Raw genomic sequence first — 17818 nt, 5'->3', positions numbered from 1 at the left:
TGGCGGCGCACCGCCGCTCCGACGGTGCCCTGCCGAGCCTCGGGAAGGCGGTCGGGCGCGCCCAACACCGAGCTGAGGTTGGCCTCGGACTCCGGTGTCCCCCGCCCCTCACGGAACAGCGTGCCCGTGCCCGTCCTGCGCTGCGCACCGCGCTGGTTCGGCGACTGGGCCCGACTCGTGGCCTTCGGAGGGCGTTCCGTTCCGGCCGCGGTGACCTACGTGAGCGAGCGGGCTCCTCGTTCGGAGCCCGCGCCGGTCGGCTACGAACGTCCGCTGACGGTACGCCAGCGGGTCCGCAGGTTCCAGAGCGCCGCCTCCCGCGACGCCGTCGTCCTGGCCGCGCACACCGCGCTGTCCACCCCGGCCCTGCCCGTCATGCGGCTGATCCAGAAGGAGCTCCTGAGCGACGCGGACCCCGGAACGCTGGCCGAGATCCTGCTCAGCGGGCTCCTGCGTCCGATCGACCACGAGCAGGGCCTGTACGCCTTCGTGGACGGTGCCGCCGAGACCCTGGTGTCCGTACTGCCGCGTTCCACCGCGTGGAGGACGACACAGCTGCTCTCCGCGCTGTCGGCCGGTGTGCGCAGGCACGCGGACGGCACCACCGAACGCTTCCCCGCCTACCTCGTCGGCTCGGGCGGGGACCGCTTCACCGACCCGGAGAGCACGCCCTTCGCCTGGGTCAACCCCGACACCCTGGCCCTGTTGGACCCCCGGGCTGCCAGGTCGGCCACGGCACCGGAGGAGCCCGCGACCGGGGACGACGCCTTGTGGAGCCCCGCGTGGGTAAGGGAGCGGGTGGCGGCGCCCGCCGTGGAGCCGCTCCCCACGGACGTGTCCGCGCGCGAGCCCCGGCGAACGGTCGTGCTGGGTCGGACGGCGCCCCGTCCCGTGCGTTTCGTCCAACGGAAGGAACCCAGGCGCCGCCTGGACTCGCTGGGAGGCGGACGGGTTCTGGCCCTGGTGGGCGAGGGCGGAACGGGAAAGACCTCGATCGCCGCCGACCACGTCGACCGGGTCGTGAGGGCCGGGGACGTCGACCTGGTGCTGTGGGTGGACGCCTCGCGTCCCGAGAACTTCCTACAGTCCTGTGCCCACGCCGCGCTGTCCCTGCCCCGGGGTCTGTCCCCGCTGCGCGACGAGGCCCTTCCCGGGACGTACCGCCATGATCCCCATCCCCTGGCCGAGGTCTTCCTCGGCTGGTTGGGGAGTGTGCCCCGGCGGTGGCTGATCGTCCTCGACGGCATGGACCGTTCCGACGAGGTGCTCGGCCTCGTCCCCCTGGAGAGCGGATACGGGCAGGTCCTGGTCACCAGCCGCCACCGGTACGTCCTCGGCCCGCCCGGCCACGGGCACTCCGTCGTCGAGGTGGGCGGGTTCACCACGGATGAGGCCGTCGACTACCTCGCCCGGCGTTTCTTCGGTACGCGCGCCTTCAACTTCCCCGGAGGGACCCGGGAGCTGGTCGAGGTCTTCGACCGCCATCCGCTCGCCCTGTCGCTCGCGGCCTCCACCATCGTGAACGAGGAGTTGACACCCTTCGAGTACCTGCGTCGGAGGAGGAGGGCCACCTCCGGCGGGACCGAGGAGGCGGTGTACCAGGCCCTGCTCAGGAACAGCGTGGTCTCCTACTCGTGGTCGATGTCCCTGCTCCTCATGCTCCGTCTCTTCGGCCGCACCGCGGTTCCGCTGCGGCTGCTGACCACGCCCACCGTCAGGAAGCACCTGGCCGAGCAGCTGCCGCGGCCGTCGAGGATGACGCAGGGCGTCCGCGACGTGCTGCGCGACATGCAGCGGCGGTCGCTGATCCGGCTCGAGGAGGACGCCGACGGCTCCGAGGGCGCGGTCTGGGTCCACGAGAACGTACGCCCGCCCGTCCACGACCTCCCCGTCTTCTTCACCACCTCGAACACCGCGGTCATCGCCGTGCACTCACTGTTGGAGGCCTGGCAGACGTCCGGGAACGGCCTGGCGCGGACCGGACCGCTGCGCCGAAGCGCCATCGCCCTGCACCGTAACAGCGAGGAGGCGTTCCTTGGCCGCGACCGTTCCCGCCTCCCGGATTCCGAGAGGGTGAGCGCCGAGGCCTACTACACGTATCTGATCAGCGCCCTGGAAAGGATTCTGGGCCCCGACCACGAGGAGGTCCGGCACGCACGGGCCACCCGGGAACGGTGGAAGTAGGCATATCTCCACCCATAGGAAAGTCCACCAACATCATGCACCAGAACACCACAAAACACCCAAGAGCCACAAACACCCTACGGGTGCCACAGGATCCACAGGGCACGAATTCTCCCGCCTCTCTCCGTTCTTTCCGCCTAAGCTGGAAACGTGACCCCTGAAGAACACCGGAACACGTCCTCCCGCGCCTCCCGCTCCGGAAACCGCACGGCCGCAGAACACCTGTGCCGCCGCAGACGCGCCTACGAGAGGGCCGCGACCAACGACACGCTCCGGGACGATCTGGAGGAGCTCGTGTCCCAGGTCGCTGAGCGGGGGCGCGTCTCCGTCAACGCCCTGGTGGACCTGGAGGCGAGGATGGGCGCACGGCTGGAGCCCGAGGACTCCTTCTTCCGGGGCGGACCCAGGGTCCCCAGCGGTGGACGCGACCCCCAGGTCCCGGTGGGAGGACTGCCCGGGGTCAGCCCCGGCCCCGTGGACGCCTTCAGCGAGGCCTGTCCGCTGGCCAGCCCCTGTACCCGCGTCAGAGGCCCCGAGGAGACGGGTCCCGCGAGCAGCCACTGCGCCATCGGCGGCAAACCCCTGGAATTCCGACTGGAGGAGTCCTGACCGGTGAACCCCCTGCTGGTCGAGATCGGCAAGAAGGCCGCCGAGCACTGGTGGACGCACCTGGCCCTTCCCGGCGTGCTCTTCCTGGGGGCGTTGGCCGCGTGCGCGCTGCTGACCCCGGCGGACCTGGTCGACCCGGCGCGCCTGTCGGAGCTGGCCGCTGACGCCCAACCCCTGTTGAAGACCCTCACCTCCACCGTCGCCGCCACGGTGGCCCTGCTCGTGGCGGTGTTCGTCCTGGGGCTCGCCCCGGGGTTGGCCGTCCAGGCACTGGGCGGGTGGTGCGGACGCTGGTGGCTGGCCGAGAGCGCACTGTCCCGGCTCGTCTTCTGGAACCCCTGGTGGCGCGGGCGGCGCTGGGACGCGGCCAGGAGAAGGGCCAGGAGACGAAGAGAGGACGCGAACGGCGACGGGGAGGATCCGGACCGGAGTTACCGCATCTCGCTCACCCGACCCACCCGGCGCACCTGGATGGCCGACAGGATGGCCTCCCTGTCGTCGCGTGTGCGCCGCTTCCACGGGCTGGACGTGTACTGGACCTGGCCACGCCTACTGCTGATCCTGCCCGAGGGGGCCCGGGAGGACCTCAGACTGGCCCAGGACTCCTTCGCTCAGGCCCGCACCCTGGGTGGCTGGGGCGCGCTCTACCTCCTCGCGGCGGGCGCCTGTGCGCTGCACCTGGTCATGACGGACTGGGACGCGGGCCCCCTGTCCCGGCTTCCCGAGTCGCCCTGGGACCCGTGGGCGCTGGCCCTCCTCGGGGCCGCCGGTGCCGTGACCGGCGCGGTCGGGCACCAGCGGGCACGGACGGCGATCGCCTCGCTGGCCGACCTCGTCGAGTCCTGCTACGACCTGCACGCCCGTGAACTGGCCGAGTCCGTGGGAGCCGTCCGGCCCGACCACGTCCACGACTACGGAAGGGCGATCCCCCCGGAGCTCGGCGCGAAGGTCACCCATCTGCTGCGCAAACCCGTCCCCTCCTGAGACGCGCCCACGGCCGTTCCCGAGCGCGCGACCGTCAACACCGCGGGAGCAAACCTCCCAAAACGCTCATGAGCCGTTCTGAACGTCCACACTTCACATAGAAACATTCTTTCCACAGAGACCACAAAGAACGCAGAGCAACAAGAGGTTCCCACTTCTTCGGTCAATAAGGACCAAACGCCCCAAAGGGCAGAGAAAACCCGAGGACCGCTGGGGCCAGCGACTCGTCCCCCATGGCCAGGAGCGCCAGACCTCCCAAGAATCCGTTGAAGCCCCCCACGGAAAGCAGTAAGGTAAAGCCTCCGCTCGCTTTTCGGACAATGATCCGATTGTTCACGCCAGCACACTCGTACTCAGCTTTCCGAAAACAACATGACAACGAAGGGACGGGTGGCGTGGCACTGACCCCGTGTGCGACGACGACCTGGAAACGAGCGGCCCTCGCCGCCGCTCTCCTCTTCCTCCTCCCCCAACCGGTCCCCGCCTCCGCCGCGGCGCCCCCGCCACGGTCCACGGACGATCCCGGACAGGCCACCCCGCTCGACATCGTGATCCTGGTGGACGAGTCCGGTTCCCTGAGCGAGGCCGACATCGAGGAGGAGACCAGGGCCGCCTCCACCATCGCGCAGAGCGTGCTGAACCCGGGTTCGCGGGTCACGGTGGTCGGTTTCGGCAGCAACAACGGGAGACCGGGCCAGATCGCCGCCCGCGAAGTGTGCCGTCCCACCCTGCTGGACGAGGGGTCGGGGCGCCAGTACCTGGCCGACTGTGTCTCCGGGCTCAGGCGACGGGACGACTCCGAGGGCAACGACACCGACCACGCCGCCGCCCTGGGCTCGGCTCTGCACTACCTGGAGGACTCGCGGGCCCCGGAGGGCGCGGTCGGACTCGTCTTCCTGCTCACCGACGGCGCACTCGACGTACGCGACAGTCCCCACTGGGGCGCGCGCCCCGAGGACCGCGACGCCAACGCGACGGCCAGGATCGAGGAGCACCTGGCGACCTCACGCGAGAACGACGTACGGATCTGGCCGCTGGGATTCGGGGACGCCATCGACCGCGACCAGCTCGACGCGTTCGCCGCGGGCGGATCACAGGAGACGTGCAACGACCTGGAGGTGGCCACACCCACCGCACGCGTGGTCGGGGACTCCGCCGACGTGGTGCGCTCCCTGCGTGAGGCCCTGGCCGCCGCCTCCTGTTCGGTGGCGGGCGAACCGGACAGCGACACCCTGTCCGGCGGCGGCGAGACCACGTTGTCCACCACGATCCCTCCCATCGTCACCGACGGCGCGATCGTGGTCACCAAGAACAACCCCGCCATCAGCGTCGAGTACGTCGACCCGGAGGGCGATCCGGTCGACCCCGACAGCGGGGAGCACAAGGGCTCCCGGACCACCCTCAGCGGCGCGAACGGCCCGGTGGAGGTACTCCACATGGTCGGCCCCCTGCCGGGAACCTGGCGGGTACGGCTCACCTCACCCGACGGGACCCCCGAGGAACTGGTGACGGCCACCGTCCAGTGGCAGGGGCGCGTCAACACCTTCCTCACCGTCGAACCCGCCGACCACTCCGGGGAGGAACTGGTGGTCCGTGTGGACATCCGCACCCACCGGGGTCCGATCACCGACCCCGAGGCGCTCGCCGAACTCGACTTCTCGGCCGAGGCCGCCCCCGCGGACGGCTCCGCGGACGCGGAGCCGGTCGCCCTGGCCGACGACGGCGGCGATCCCGACATCACCGCCCAGGACGGCCAGTACGCGGGCACGGTCACCGTTCCCGCCGGCGTGGACACCCTGCTCTTCACCAGCCGGGTCCAGGGCCCCGGTGTCCCCGACGACGTGCGCGAACTGCCCTACACCGTCGATCCGGGCGGGGCCGCCCTCCAGCCCAGCGTCCGTTTCGAGGACCCGCCCGGGGAGGTCTGGGCCGGAAGCGAGGTCGGGGGCACCCTCAGCGTCGACAACCAGGGCGCCGAGGAGGAACACGTGCGGCTCCTGCTCCAGGCGCCCGAGGGCGTCCTGGCCACCATCGAGCAGGACACCACCGCCTTCGGCCCCGGCAGCGGTCGGACCGACTTCACGGTGCGCTTCGACGAGGACTCCACACTGGGCCGCGCGGTCCTGCACGTCCAGGCCGCGAACGCCGGGGGCACCGTCCTGAACACCTCCGCGCCGCTCACGGTGACCGTGCGCACTCCCCCGGGGATCCTCGAACGGTACTGGTGGGCCTGGAGCGCGCTGCTCCTGGCGGCGGCCGCCGCGACGTTCTACGCGTGGCTGCTGTGGCGGAGCAGACGGGCCGCCCGCGACGTCCGGGGACTGGTCGTCACACTCCACCGGGACGGGAACACCCTCTCACCGGGACTGCGCGCACCGAGCCGGTGGAGCACCTCCTTCGCTTTCACCGTGCGGGACGCCCAGGGCCCCGCCCCACGTCTGGAACACGCCAGGGCGTCCGACGCGGGTGGCGTCCACCGGGCCTCGCGTGGTCCCTCCGGAGGTGTACGCCTGCGCACTCCCCGAGACCCTGTCCAGACCCTGCGCCTCGGCGAGCACAGCGCTCCCCTGGCAGGCGATCTGACCGTCAGCTTCGGTGACGAACGGAGCGCGCGTACGGCCGCGCGCCGCGTCCCCGATCCGGCGCGGGCGACACCCGGCCGGGAGACACGCGACGAGAACCCCCCGCATTCCGGAATCCGGATCGACTGACCGCCTCTCCCCTCTCCCCCACCCGAAGAAGAACGCACAGCCTGAAGGGCCCCTCACACCTGATGACGATGAAGCTCTACCAGCCGCTGCTCTACGTCGGCCTCGGTGGCACCGGCTGTCGGATCGGCTCCGAACTCGAACGTCGTATGCGCGAGGAGCTCTGCGGACCCGACGGGACGGAGTTCCAGCAGCTGCGTCCCGGCGCGGACCTCCTTCCCTACCAACTTCCGTCCTGCGTGCAGTTCGTCTACGCCGACGTCAACCGCGGTGAACTGGACGGCCTGCCCGAGCGGGTGGTGCCGGGCCGGCGCCACTTCCCGGCGGCCGAGCGCACCGCCCACTACGTCCGCGACCTGGTACCCGAGGTCCACACCTACCCCGAGGCGGCACGCAGTCTGCGGCTGAGCGCCAGCGACACGGTGGACCACTGGCTCCCACCCGCGGGCGGCGAACCCCGTGTGGCACCCCTGGACAAGGGCGCCGGACAGTTCCCCACGGTGGGCAGGGCCGCCCTGTTCGAAACCTTCCGGAACGGCACGGGCTCGGCGGTGGCTCCGCTCCACGAGGCCATCAACCGCATCGCCACCTCGGCCGGTGACCTGGCCGCGCTGGGTGGCACGCTGCCCCGCTCATGCGACGTCTTCGTCTCCTTCTCCGTGGCCGGGGGAACCGGCACCGGGATCTTCTACGACTACCTGCACCTGATCGCCCACACCTTCCAGCGCTCCGGTCTGCGCGTGAAGATCTACCCGCTGATCCTCATGCCCTCGGCCTTCGACGAGGGCTTCGGCGGCGGGCGCAACGCCAAGCTGAACGCCGGGCGCGCGCTGTTGGACATGTTCCGTCTGGTCGACGACCAGAACGGCCGTGAGGCGTCCCTGGAACTGATCGACGAGACCCGGCCCAGGCGCGGACGCAGGGACGAGACGGCCGTCTACTACCCGGTGGAGGGACGTCTCCAGATCGCGCCCTCCACCGTGCAGACGGCCTTCCTGTTCAGCCGTCCGACCGGGGTCGACCGCGACGACCTGCACCGGTCCGTGGTCTCCCTGATGCTCTCCCTGGCCAGTACCGACATGGACCAGCGCGCCGAGGCCGAGTCCGCCAGGCAGGAGAACCACCAGTCCTTCGCGGACAGCTTCATCAACACCCAGGCCGACCGCGAGTCCACCGCCGAGACGGGGATCGGCAACCGGGGGGTGTCCACCGCCCTGGTCGCGTCCATGACCGTTCCCGTGGACGAACTCTCCGACATCATCGGGTCCCGGCTGCTGCGCTCGGCGGTCGAGGACATGCGGGCACCCCTGCACACCACACCGGAGCAGACGGCGTCCCTGGTCCACGGTTTCTTCTCGGCCGCCAACATCCATCCGGTCCTGGGGCAGGCGGGCACCGACTTCGCCGAACCCCAGCCGGTCACGGGCGCCGACGAGATCGCGACCGCTCTGTACGACCGCGGCGACTCGATGAAACGCAGCCTGTACGCCCTACGTGGCAGGCTCGACCAGGAGATCCCCGAGCTGGCCCAGAACTTCGACCACCGGGCGGGGGTCCGCGACCTGCTGACCCGCGTGGACCCCTTCCACGCCCTGCGTGTCGTCGCGGGCGATCCCCAGGGCAGCGACAAGGTGGGGCGGCTGGGAGTGCTGGGTATCCTCCAGCAGCGCCGCAACAGCCCTCCTCCGCCCGAGGGGTTGGGCGCGCTCCCGCCCATACCGAAGATGCGGGACCGCATGGGCGGCCTGGTGAAGGTCAAGTACACCGATCCGGTGCCCACGCAGGCCCGGGAGGAACAGAACCAGTGGTACGAGTGGCAGACCCGTGTGGTGTGGAGTGACGCCTGGTCCCCGACCGTGCCCCGTTGGAACCGGACGGCGACCCAGATGCACAGGGACCTCACCGCCCTCACCCAACAGCTGGACGAGCACGCCCGCACCGACCGCACCCGCTTCGAGCGGCTCTCCCAACAGCTCTACCGCCCCCGAACGGGGATCTCCTATCTCCTGCCGCCCTCCGGCGGGGACCTGGAGCCGTTCTTCGTCCGGGTCCGGGACCACCTGTCCCGCTCCCTGCACGAGACCGGGCGCCTGCACATCTCCCCCACCGACGCCGAGCTGGCCCGCGCGGTCATCGGGGACCAGGGCTGGCGGGCCGCCTACGACATCTCCCTGGAGCGGGGCCCGGCCGAGGCGGTCGGCTTCCTCAGGGAGACCCTCAAGTCGGAGATCAAGCGCTTCCTCCGGGATCCGGGGCCGGCCCGGACACCCCTGCTGCCCCGCCTGGCGGACCTGCTCACCCAGGCGGCGGAGCCGGGTGACGGCAGCGTCGCGGACGAGGACCTGGCCCAGTTCCGGGCCCAGGTGGCCGGGCTGCTCCCGGTCGGCTACGTGCCCCAGGGCAACGGACCACTCAAGGTCCTGATCACCTACCACTCCCCGACCGCCAACCCCCGTGTCGAGCAGTACCTGAGGGAGGCGGTGAACCTTCCGCGCGGCGGCGGTCACACCTACGAGTTCCGTGCGGTGAGCGCCGAGAGCATCAGCGTGGTGCTGTTCCGCAGCTCCATGGGCATCACCGAGGTACCGGAGGTCCGGGACGTGATGCGCCTGTGGTCCGACGCGCTGGCCAACCAGCAGCCGCAGGACTACCTGTTCTGGCGTCAGCGGCTGGGGTACGACTTCAGCCACCTGGCCACCACCGAGCGGCACCGCGTCCACATCCTGCACCGGCTGCTCAACGCCCTGTGGAACGGACGAGCCACCGTGGTCGGGGACATCACCTCTCCCGAGGAGGTCCACTTCACCCTGGGCGGCGGCGTCACCATGCCGCTGAGGCTGTCCCCCCTGGGCCGGACCTCCTCGTGGGGCAGCCTGCTCCAGGCCTACGAGCGCTGGGCCTTCAACGGCGAGGACGGCATCACCGGACAGTTCTGCGCCCAACTCATGGCGGAACTGCCCCTGGGCCTGGAGAGCAGGCCCGTGGAACCGCACGGCGCCTACAGGGTCCTGTGCCAACTGGCCGGCAAGGAGGTCGAACGCCTGGACCGCATGCTGGAGGGCCTGCGCGGAACCGCACGCAACCGGGCGCTCCAGGTCCAGGACTTCTGGGAACGCACCCTGCCCGCCGCGCTGGAACTGGAGTTCCAGGGAGCGACGGCGCCGCTGAGCTCCAACCTCAACGCCCTGGAGCGCGAGGTCGGGCACCACGGCGAGGACGGTGACCCGTTCCGTTGAGCGTTCACTCCCTCGACCTACGAGGCACCACCGCGGACGAGGCCCTTCGGCGGGTCCGTCGAACGTTCGGTGAGGGGACGCCCCTCACCGACTCCGACCGCGCCCTGATCCTGGACGAGACCGACCTGCTGGTCGACCACGGTCCCGCCTACGAGGAGGTCTTCATCGGCGGACGCGTCAGGTCCCTGGTGTGTGTGGTGTCCGGCGCGCCCTCCGACGGTGGTGACGGGCACCGTGTCCTGGAACGGCCCGGGCCGCTGGGCCCCGAACGGGGTGTGGCGACCCTGTGGGTCAGCGACGAGACCGGAGTGGACTGGGGCCTGCGTCCGCCCGGGGCGCCACGACCCCATCCCGACGCCGCCCACGGCTCCCGGACCGGGGTGGAGCACCTGGTCGAGGTACTGCGCCAGGCCGAGGTCTTCGACCGTGTCATCGAGATCAGCCGTGAGGTGCCCGAGGCCGCCGCATCGCCGGGCCTGTCCTGGGTCGGCCCCGGAGGGGGCGACGAAGCGGTCAGCGCGGCCCTGACCCGGGCCGTGTACCGGCTCACCGCCCCCGTCAACGGAGGACCGGCGCCCTCGAACGCGGCACCCGCCCCCGGCACCGGTCCGCGCGGGGGCCTCCTGGTGGACCTGGTGGAGGGCACCCACCGGGTGGCCCCCGGGAACAACCACCCCGGCTCCGGTGAGCTGGCCGGGCACGAGAGCCGTCTGCGCGACGGTGTGGCCGGCGCCGAGGGCGCCCTGGACGCGATCTCCGGTTGGGGAGGCGTGTTCTCCGTCTCTCCCGCACGTGTCCGCGAGGAGGGGTTGGCGGAGGTGAGCGCGGATCTCTCCGCCTACCGTGACCGCGTCGAGTTCCTGCTCCGCCGGTTGAACTCCCTGAACGGGGAACAGTTGGCCTCCGAACTGGCCCGTGTCGGAATCGACGGCCACGCTCCCGGTCCGGAGGAGGTCGACGAGGCCGTAGGAGCCCTGGCCCGTCGGGTGGAGAGGGACCTGGAACGGGGAACCGCGCTCACCCACGTCGCCGCAGACCTGGACCGGGTCGCCGAACGCGTCTCCCCCCAGGGAAGCGCCTCCGCCGTTCCCCGGGCGCGTCAGGCCGCCCCCGACCACCTGATCTCCTCACTGAACGATCCTCCGCCCTTTCCTCTGCCGGGACCGGTGTCCGGCCTCCTGCCCGTGGCCTTCCTCCTCCCCCTCCTTCCCGCGCTGACCGGAGGCTGGCCGGGGCTGGCCGGGGCCATAGCACTGGCCCTGGGCTGGGTCGCGGCGCTCGCCGTGGGTTTTCGGAGCGCCCGGGGCGCGGAGGCGGGGCTGCCCGTCCTGGCCACACACGCGGTGGCGGCGTTCGCGGGAGGTTTCGTCGGCCTGTGGCTGGGCGGCGCACCACGACCCGACCCGTTGTTCACGGTGCTGCCCCAGCCGCTGCTGTTGGTCGCGGCCCTTCTCGTGGGCGCGGCGCTGGGGACGTACGTGTTCCTGCGGACCTGGTCCGCGTTCGCGCGTCGTTGGAGGGGGGAGATCGGGCTCGAACGGGTGGACTCCGCCGCCTCCTCCCTGACGGCGTTGGTCAACGAGGTGGCACGGGAGGAGTGGTACCCCGGCACGGAACGGCGCCGCCTCGCCGACGCCGCACGCGCCGCCGCCAGTGCCGCACGCGCGGTCGCCGACGCCCTGTCCGAGGCCACCACCCCCGCGTCCCCTCCTTCCGCCCACGCACCCGAACTGGAGTCGGTCCTGCACGGGGACCTGGCGGCACTGGCCCGTGCGGCCCTGGAACCCCTGTGGTCGGGTCTGCGGTCGGGCGTCCCGGTCGGAGACCCCTACCAGGGCACCCGGGACAGGGCGGCCGACCTGTTGGAGGAGTACCGGTCACACCTGGCACGGGTGGGCCCCCACACCCCCCCGCGCTTCACGGACGCCGGGACACCGCGACGGGTCCACGACGGTTCGGGGCTGGACCGGGCACTGCGGACCCTGCGCATGGAACCCGGTGAACGCATGCTGCAACTGTGCGACCCCAAGCACCTGCGCCTGCTCGGCGACGCGGTCTCCTCGATCGGCACCGTCCGCTTCGCCCCGAAATCCCTGCGCGAACAGCTGAGCCACGACGGAGACCGCGCGTTCGAGGCCGCCCAGACGACCGTGTGGACGCACGGCGGGCGGCTCGCGGGGATCATGCGCCTGGTTCCTCTGCGACCAGGCGTGGTGAGGACCCAGTGGTTCGTCCCGGCCGCGCCCCGTACCCGGGCGGAGGCCGAGTCCCCCGAGGAACACGAAAGGAACACGGCGGCGGAGGAAACGGGCGCCGGGGACGGCCGCTCCGTCTCCTCCCCGTTCGAGGAGGACTACCTTCGTTGAGCGAGAACGGTTCGCGTGACGGCGTCTACACGACCCCGCACCGGGAGGAGGTGCCGTGCCGACTGCTCCGTGTCGGGCCCGTCGCCCCGGACGTACCCTCCCATCCCCTGCTGGAGTACGACCTCGTCAGGGACGAGATCAGCGGTCGGGAGCTGCTTCGTGTCCGTGTGGACGCCTCGGGACGGGAGCGGCCCCGGGAACGGGTGAGGGCCTTCGCCGCCCTGGACAACGAGATCCTGGCCGGTGTCCGGGTGGCCAGGATCGCCAACGGTTCCCCTCCCCCGGAACTGGGCGGGCTGGTCGGTTACCACGACGATCCCACCGAGCCCTTCGCCCTGCTGGAGCCCTACCGCGGTGAGTCCATGGACCTGCTGGCCCGACGGCGGCAGCTCTTCGACGAGGAGCAGCACGCCTTCCGGGAGGGGCTGCTCCGCGCGCTGAGCTGGCTGCGGTCCTGCGAGGTGGTCCACCGGGACATCCGCCCCCGCACGGTGCGGTGGGACACCGCTCGCAGGAGTGTGCAACTGTGCGGCTTCGCCCACGCCACCGTGGCGGGTACACCCCGCACGGCCGTGGGCACCGAACCCTGGACCTCCCACGAGCAGCGGAAGGGCACGGGGGTCTGCGACCCCCGTGACGACCTCTGGTCCGCGGGCCTGGTCCTGTTCCAGGTCCTGAGCGGACACGACGTCGAGAGCGGGGGCCTGCTACCGGTGGAGGACTTCCCCGGTCTGGCCGTCGAACTGAAGGGGGTCTTCGCCAGGACGGCGCGCGACCGTCCCGACGTCGACGAACTGCTCTCCCGGTTCTCCGGAGGCGCGGTCCCCTACCGGCGCGGGATCGACACCCGTCTCCGGCCGGGCCATGCGCGCTTCGAGGAGAGCCGCGACCGTAAGAGGATCGCCGCGGGCTTCTCCCCGTCCGAACCCGCGGAGGCGCCCTCCACGCCTCTCCGGGAGGAGGAACCGGCCCCGGCGGGGTCCGGGGCCCCGCGTACCGGGGGTGACGTACGGCCCCCGGAAGCCCGACGCCCGGACCACCTGGGAAAGCTGGCGCTGCTTCTCCTGGTCCTGGTGGGTGCCGCCGTGACCCTGTTCGCCTACTTCGGTTGACGGCGGGCCGCGTGTCCGGCGCCGTCTCCATCCTCCGTACCCCGATCGAGAGGCAGGCCTGTGTGATGAGCGAATCCGACACGACGTCCCCGGGGGTGCGCTGTCCGATGTGCCTGAGCCGGGTCGTCGTGGACCACGACGAGCTGTGGCTGTGGGAGGACGGCGGGTACCGGAGCCTGGACATCCCGCCCGGTGCGACCCCGGAGCAGCGGCGCAGACTCCTGCGCCACGCCCAGGTGCGCTGCCCGAACCAGGCGGACGAGTTCCCCGAGCACCACCTCCCCTACCAGTACGTCAGCGCGGAGAGCGATCCGGTGGTGATCGCCCTGATCGGGAACTTCCGTGCGGGCAAGACGCACATGCTCGCGGCGATGATCGGTTCCATCCAGAACCAGGGCCTGGAGCGGTACGGCCTGTCCGTGTCGCCCCTGGACGTCCACGGATACGAGGAGTTCACCAACACCAAGGTGCGCCCCCTGCTGGACCGGGACCAGATGCTCGACCGCACCGGTCAGGACGTGTGGGAGTTCGAGGTCGGTCTGATGATCAGTGACCTGGACTCCCCCTCCACCCCGCCCAGGGCCGTGGCCTTCTTCGACGTCGCCGGGGAGGTCCTGGGAACCACGGGCACGGCCGCCGAACAGGCCTTCCTGGACACGGTGGACGGGTTCCTCTTCGTCTTCTCCCCCGAGGACATGGAGGACGGCCGCCCCGACAACACGTTCGCCACCGTGCTGGACATGGTGGAGGACAAACAGGACAAGGCGGCGGTCCTGGTCATGGGCAAGGCGGATCTGTACCGGTTCGAGTACCCGGTGGACCGGTGGCTGCGCGACGGCGTGCCCGCTCTGGACGCCGGCCGGATCGAGGAGGAGACCCGCGATCTCTACGCCTTCATCAGCGAGCACGACAAGGGCGGGAACTACCTGCGGCCCTGGTTCGAGTTCGGCAGGGCGGCCATCCACGTGGCCTCCGCCACGGGCGGGTCCCCCCAGCCCGGCGGCAGAAGGTACGCGCGTCCGGTACGTCCCCAGCGCGCCCTCCAGCCCTTCCTCACCCTCATGGCCGCGACCGGGGTGCTGAGGACCGCCGAGGCCCGGAAGGTGGGTCGCTGACATGGTGGAATCCACAGAGGACCACGGCCCCTCCGAGACGCTGCACTGCATCTCCCTCGGTGTGCAGGACAGCGGCCTGGTGGGCCCGGGGCTGGGCCCCGCCGGGACCTCCTTCTCCCAGGAGGACTACGCCCAGGTGTCCACCTGGAGGAACCGGCTCGCCAGGGTGGCCTCTCCGGAGTTCGCCTCCGGCGAGACCGGCCCCAGCTACTGGTACCGGAGGTTCGGGGACGGCCAGGGAGCGCTGTTGCGCCGTTCACCCGAGGAGAACCGGCTGGACGGCCGCGGCGACAGGGCGCAGGCCCTGGTCGGCGCCCGGCTGAACGTGCCCAGCGCGCTCATGGTCGCCCTGGACGGGTGGCCGGAGGTCCTGGACCGCTTGGAGGAGCCGGGGAGGATCCCTCCCGGATGGAACACCGTCCCGTCCTTCGCCCTGTCCGGGGCCGAGGAGTACGCGCGGCGGCTGGACGTGGAGGCGTCCGCTCAGCCGGGGCTGGTCAACCTGGTCGCGGCGGCACTGTTCCGTCGGACGGATCCGCTCGACGTCCTGGTAACGGCCGGGGGCGGCTCCTCGCTCGGTGAGCGGGAGCGGCTCCTGCTGCTGTGGGGCCTGTACCGCACCACGCGCGACGTCGTCGGAACCGAGAGGCGCCCTCGGTACGCGGAGACCGAGTGGTCGTTCTCCACCTACGACCCCTGGCCCGTGAGGAGGGGCGCGGTCCAGGAACGGCCGAGAATCGCCTTCCGCCCTCCTCCCCCGCCGGAGCGGAGCGACCCCGGGGCCTTCGTGGACGTCCTGGCGCCCGAGCGGGACACCTCACACCACGAGATCGCTCGGTGGCTCGTCACGCGGTTGGGCACCGTGGACGGGACGCTCACCGATCTGGGGCGGGAGCTCGACCGGGTCGGCGACGATCACCACCAGATCCTGGAGTACCTGTCCCTCCTCGCCCGGCCGACCGTCACCACCCGCACGCCCGCGCCCCCGACGACCGAGCCCCAGCCGACCGGGGCCCGGGGGGCCGCGCACGAAGGCACCCGGCCCGACACGGCCGGGAGCAGGACGGATGGCGGGGACGGGACCTCACACCGTCCGGACACCGTTGGACACCACCAGAACCCGGAGAACCGGCCTTCGGAGGCGAGCGACCGGTACCGCGCGCCGGTCTGGAACCCCCGGCGGGGTCCCGAGCCACCGCACCCGGGCGGGTACGTCCCGCCTCAGGACGTCCCCGGACCGCCTCCCGCCCAGCTCCCTCCCGTCGAAACGCGGGTCCCGGGTCTGTTGGACGAACTCAGGGGTGCGCGCGACGCGAACCGGTGGGCCGCCATCGCCACCGAACTCGTCCGCCAGTACCACCACTTCCCGCAGCACCTCGTGGTCCGGGGACACTCCAGAGGGACGGGACCGACCCCGGAGACGGTTCTCTTCTTCCTGGTGGTCCTGATTCTGCTGCTCCTCGTGGTCCTCCTCGTGGTGAACCTGACGAACTGAACCGTGTCCGTCTCCGGAGGCGGCCCGGGCGGGGCCGGACGACGGGCGCGGCCCGCCGGTCGGTTCCACTCTTCTCCGACCAGCGGCCCGCTGGGTGGCGACTCCCGTCCGAGTCGCCCGCTACCGGACCTCGGCGACGTGGGGCTCGCCCAGGCCGAGAGGTCCGCCGAACTCCACGCTGGCGGGGGTGAACGCCCCTTCGGCGGTGACGACGCCCTCGGCCCGCTGACCGGGGCTCAGCGTCATCGTGTCGATCTGGTCCTCGGCCTCGCCCAGGCCGCCCGAGGTGTCGTACTTGGTGCCGTCGTCGGCGACGATCGCGAAGTACAGCGGGTTGACGTCGACGTTCTCGTCACCGTTGTTCTCGACAGTGACGTACACACTGGTGAACTCGCCGCCGTCGTAGAGGATGCTGGGCGTGAACTCCACGGCCTCGGCCGTCACGACGACGTCCGACTCCTCCTCGACGACCTCCTCCGCGGGCTCCTCCTCCGCGGGCGTGTCCTCGCTGGTCTCCGGGGTCGTCTCCTCCTGTGTCGCGGCGGACTCCTGGGCACCGCCGGCGGAGTCGTCTCCGGACAGTGCGGCCATGCACCCGCCGAGCAGGAGCAGGACGAGGAGGACTCCGAGGCATCCACCGCAGCCGAGGCCGATCTTCTTCCCGGTGGACATGCCCTGGTGGGGCGGCATGGGCTGGCCGTAGGGCGGCTGGGGCTGGGTCATGGTGTGCTCCGGTCTGTGTGTGCAGGGGGGCAGCACGGATGCTGCCGGGAGGTGCGCCGCCCACCGGGCGGGGCCGCACGGTGAGCGCGGAGGAAGCGGAAGCGGCGTGTACACGACTCCCGCTCTCCTCCGAGCCCCCAGAACTCTTGGCTGTGTTCACACAGTACTACATAGATCGTGAACATAGCCAACCACATACACAGGATTCAGTTTTTCTCTACATCAGCACCGGTTCACACAGATTCCAGAAGCCCGGCGGGGCTCAGGTTCCCACGGTGGCACCCCTGGTCGCTGGGGTCCGGAACACCTGGTGCGGCTGAAAGACGCAGACGTTGGTCTCGCCCTGGGCGTTGGCGTCGGTGATCTCGACGAAGTAGGCGTAGGCGGTGTCGGCCTCCAACCCGGCTCCGACCTGCACCTCGCTCCGGTTGAGCCCGGCGTCGGCGAGGCCGCGCATGCGCTGGACGAAGATGTTGTCCCACCAGGTCAGGTTCTGGGTGTCGAACTCCCTGGCGGAGGACCCCCTGGACAGCCGGTGGATGTAGTAGGCGTCCGGTCCCCCGGTCCGGTCCAGGGTCTGCCAGGAGCAGCGCAGCTCACCCACCTCGGGGACGTCGGTGAGTTCCCGCCCGCCGGACGGGGTGAAGGAGGCCAGCAACGTGTCCCGGTGGGAGGTGTAGTGCTCGACCAACCGACGGGACGCGCCGCCGTCCTGGTGGCGCGACCGCGTCTGCACGCTTCCGTCGGTACCGCGCACCTCGATCGTGTACTCCCCCTCGGGAAGGAATCCCGTGGGCAGGTTGACCATGTACCAGTAGTGGTCGAGGGTGCGGTCGTAGATGTAGCCGTCGGTGTTGGCGGGCGTGAAGAGCTGGTTGGTGAACTCCACCTCGTACCCGCCCGGGCCACGGGCGGTGATCGACTCGACGAGTTCGGGGGTCGGCGCCCCGGGGGTGGGGTGGAAGGAGACCAGGAACTTGTGCTGCTCCCTGGGCAGCGGGGTGCCCTCGAAGTCCCAGTAGACGTCGCAGGCCATGATGTCGTGGACGCGCGGTCGCGGGTCGCTCACGGTCGTTCCTCTCACTGTGTGGTCGCACTGCCCCGTGAGTGTGTGCCAGGAGCGACCGTTCACGCATCGGTCATACCTCGGCCCTTGGTACGGCGGCGCCCGGCTCCACGCCCTCGGCGCGGGACGCGCGAAGGTCCCGGGCGGTCGCTGGCGCGCGGCCGCCCGGGAACGGGCGCCTCCCGGACGCTAGATGAGTGAGTCCGATGTCTTCAGTGGT

11 protein-coding genes are annotated in these 17818 nt (G+C 71.1%); 9 read left to right on the top strand and 2 right to left on the bottom strand.

Going from position 1 to position 17818, the window contains the following annotated elements:
• The 9 genes from D455_RS0108800 to D455_RS0108760 form a co-directional block, all read left to right on the top strand.
• Positions 1 to 2184 (top strand): ATP-binding protein (locus D455_RS0108800; protein ID WP_206539255.1); only part of this gene is annotated, 2184 nt, incomplete at its 5' end.
• Positions 2185 to 2334: 150 nt separating this feature from the next.
• Positions 2335 to 2793: a hypothetical protein gene (locus D455_RS0108795; protein ID WP_017570367.1), complete on the top strand. Its 459-nt coding sequence runs from the start codon at positions 2335 to 2337 to the stop codon at positions 2791 to 2793.
• Between the two features lie 3 nt (positions 2794 to 2796).
• A complete protein-coding gene (locus D455_RS0108790) occupies positions 2797 to 3777 on the top strand; it encodes a hypothetical protein (RefSeq protein WP_017570366.1) in 981 nt (326 codons plus the stop codon).
• Positions 3778 to 4172: 395 nt separating this feature from the next.
• Positions 4173 to 6488 (top strand): vWA domain-containing protein, encoded by a 2316-nt coding sequence (locus D455_RS29750; RefSeq protein ID WP_017570365.1) that lies wholly within the window; start codon positions 4173 to 4175, stop codon positions 6486 to 6488.
• A 62-nt stretch (positions 6489 to 6550) separates the two neighbouring features.
• Positions 6551 to 9721 (top strand): tubulin-like doman-containing protein, encoded by a 3171-nt coding sequence (locus tag D455_RS35865; protein ID WP_017570364.1) that lies wholly within the window; start codon positions 6551 to 6553, stop codon positions 9719 to 9721.
• On the top strand, positions 9718 to 12087 hold the full coding sequence (locus D455_RS0108775) for a hypothetical protein (protein WP_017570363.1): 2370 nt from the start codon (positions 9718 to 9720) through the stop codon (positions 12085 to 12087). Before D455_RS35865 ends, D455_RS0108775 begins: the two co-directional genes overlap by 4 nt.
• The gene (locus D455_RS0108770; protein WP_026122453.1) at positions 12084 to 13199 is read left to right on the top strand and encodes a protein kinase domain-containing protein; all 1116 of its coding nucleotides are present in this window, start codon (positions 12084 to 12086) and stop codon (positions 13197 to 13199) included. The genes D455_RS0108775 and D455_RS0108770 overlap by 4 nt, the downstream gene beginning before the upstream one ends.
• A gap of 65 nt (positions 13200 to 13264) precedes the next feature.
• Positions 13265 to 14314: a hypothetical protein gene (locus D455_RS0108765; protein ID WP_152487032.1), complete on the top strand. Its 1050-nt coding sequence runs from the start codon at positions 13265 to 13267 to the stop codon at positions 14312 to 14314.
• A 1-nt stretch (position 14315) separates the two neighbouring features.
• Positions 14316 to 15809: a hypothetical protein gene (locus tag D455_RS0108760; RefSeq protein WP_017570362.1), complete on the top strand. Its 1494-nt coding sequence runs from the start codon at positions 14316 to 14318 to the stop codon at positions 15807 to 15809.
• A 120-nt stretch (positions 15810 to 15929) separates the two neighbouring features.
• On the opposite strand, the gene D455_RS0108755 is transcribed toward D455_RS0108760, so the two are convergent.
• Together D455_RS0108755 and D455_RS0108750 are read right to left on the bottom strand one after the other, a co-directional pair.
• Positions 15930 to 16532, bottom strand: coding sequence for a DUF4352 domain-containing protein (locus D455_RS0108755; protein WP_017570361.1), 603 nt, complete (start codon positions 16530 to 16532; stop codon positions 15930 to 15932).
• Positions 16533 to 16794: 262 nt separating this feature from the next.
• Positions 16795 to 17601: a hypothetical protein gene (locus D455_RS0108750; protein WP_017570360.1), complete on the bottom strand. Its 807-nt coding sequence runs from the start codon at positions 17599 to 17601 to the stop codon at positions 16795 to 16797.
• Between the last annotated feature and the right edge of the window lie 217 nt (positions 17602 to 17818).

The sequence above is a fragment of the Nocardiopsis halotolerans DSM 44410 genome, from assembly GCF_000341065.1.
Classification (GTDB): Bacteria; Actinomycetota; Actinomycetes; order Streptosporangiales; family Streptosporangiaceae; genus Nocardiopsis; species Nocardiopsis halotolerans.
Note: the sequence above shows the minus strand (reverse complement) of the source record. Positions and strands in the feature narration are given on the sequence as shown.

What these genes read in the sequence shown, in the direction of transcription:
- D455_RS0108765 (WP_152487032.1), top strand. Translation starts at nt 13,265, where the DNA reads ATGAGCGAATCCGACACGACGTCCCCGGGGGTGCGCTGTCCGATGTGC.
- D455_RS35865 (WP_017570364.1), top strand. Translation starts at nt 6,551, where the DNA reads ATGACGATGAAGCTCTACCAGCCGCTGCTCTACGTCGGCCTCGGTGGC.
- D455_RS0108760 (WP_017570362.1), top strand. Translation starts at nt 14,316, where the DNA reads ATGGTGGAATCCACAGAGGACCACGGCCCCTCCGAGACGCTGCACTGC.
- D455_RS0108755 (WP_017570361.1), bottom strand. Translation starts at nt 16,532, where the DNA reads ATGACCCAGCCCCAGCCGCCCTACGGCCAGCCCATGCCGCCCCACCAG.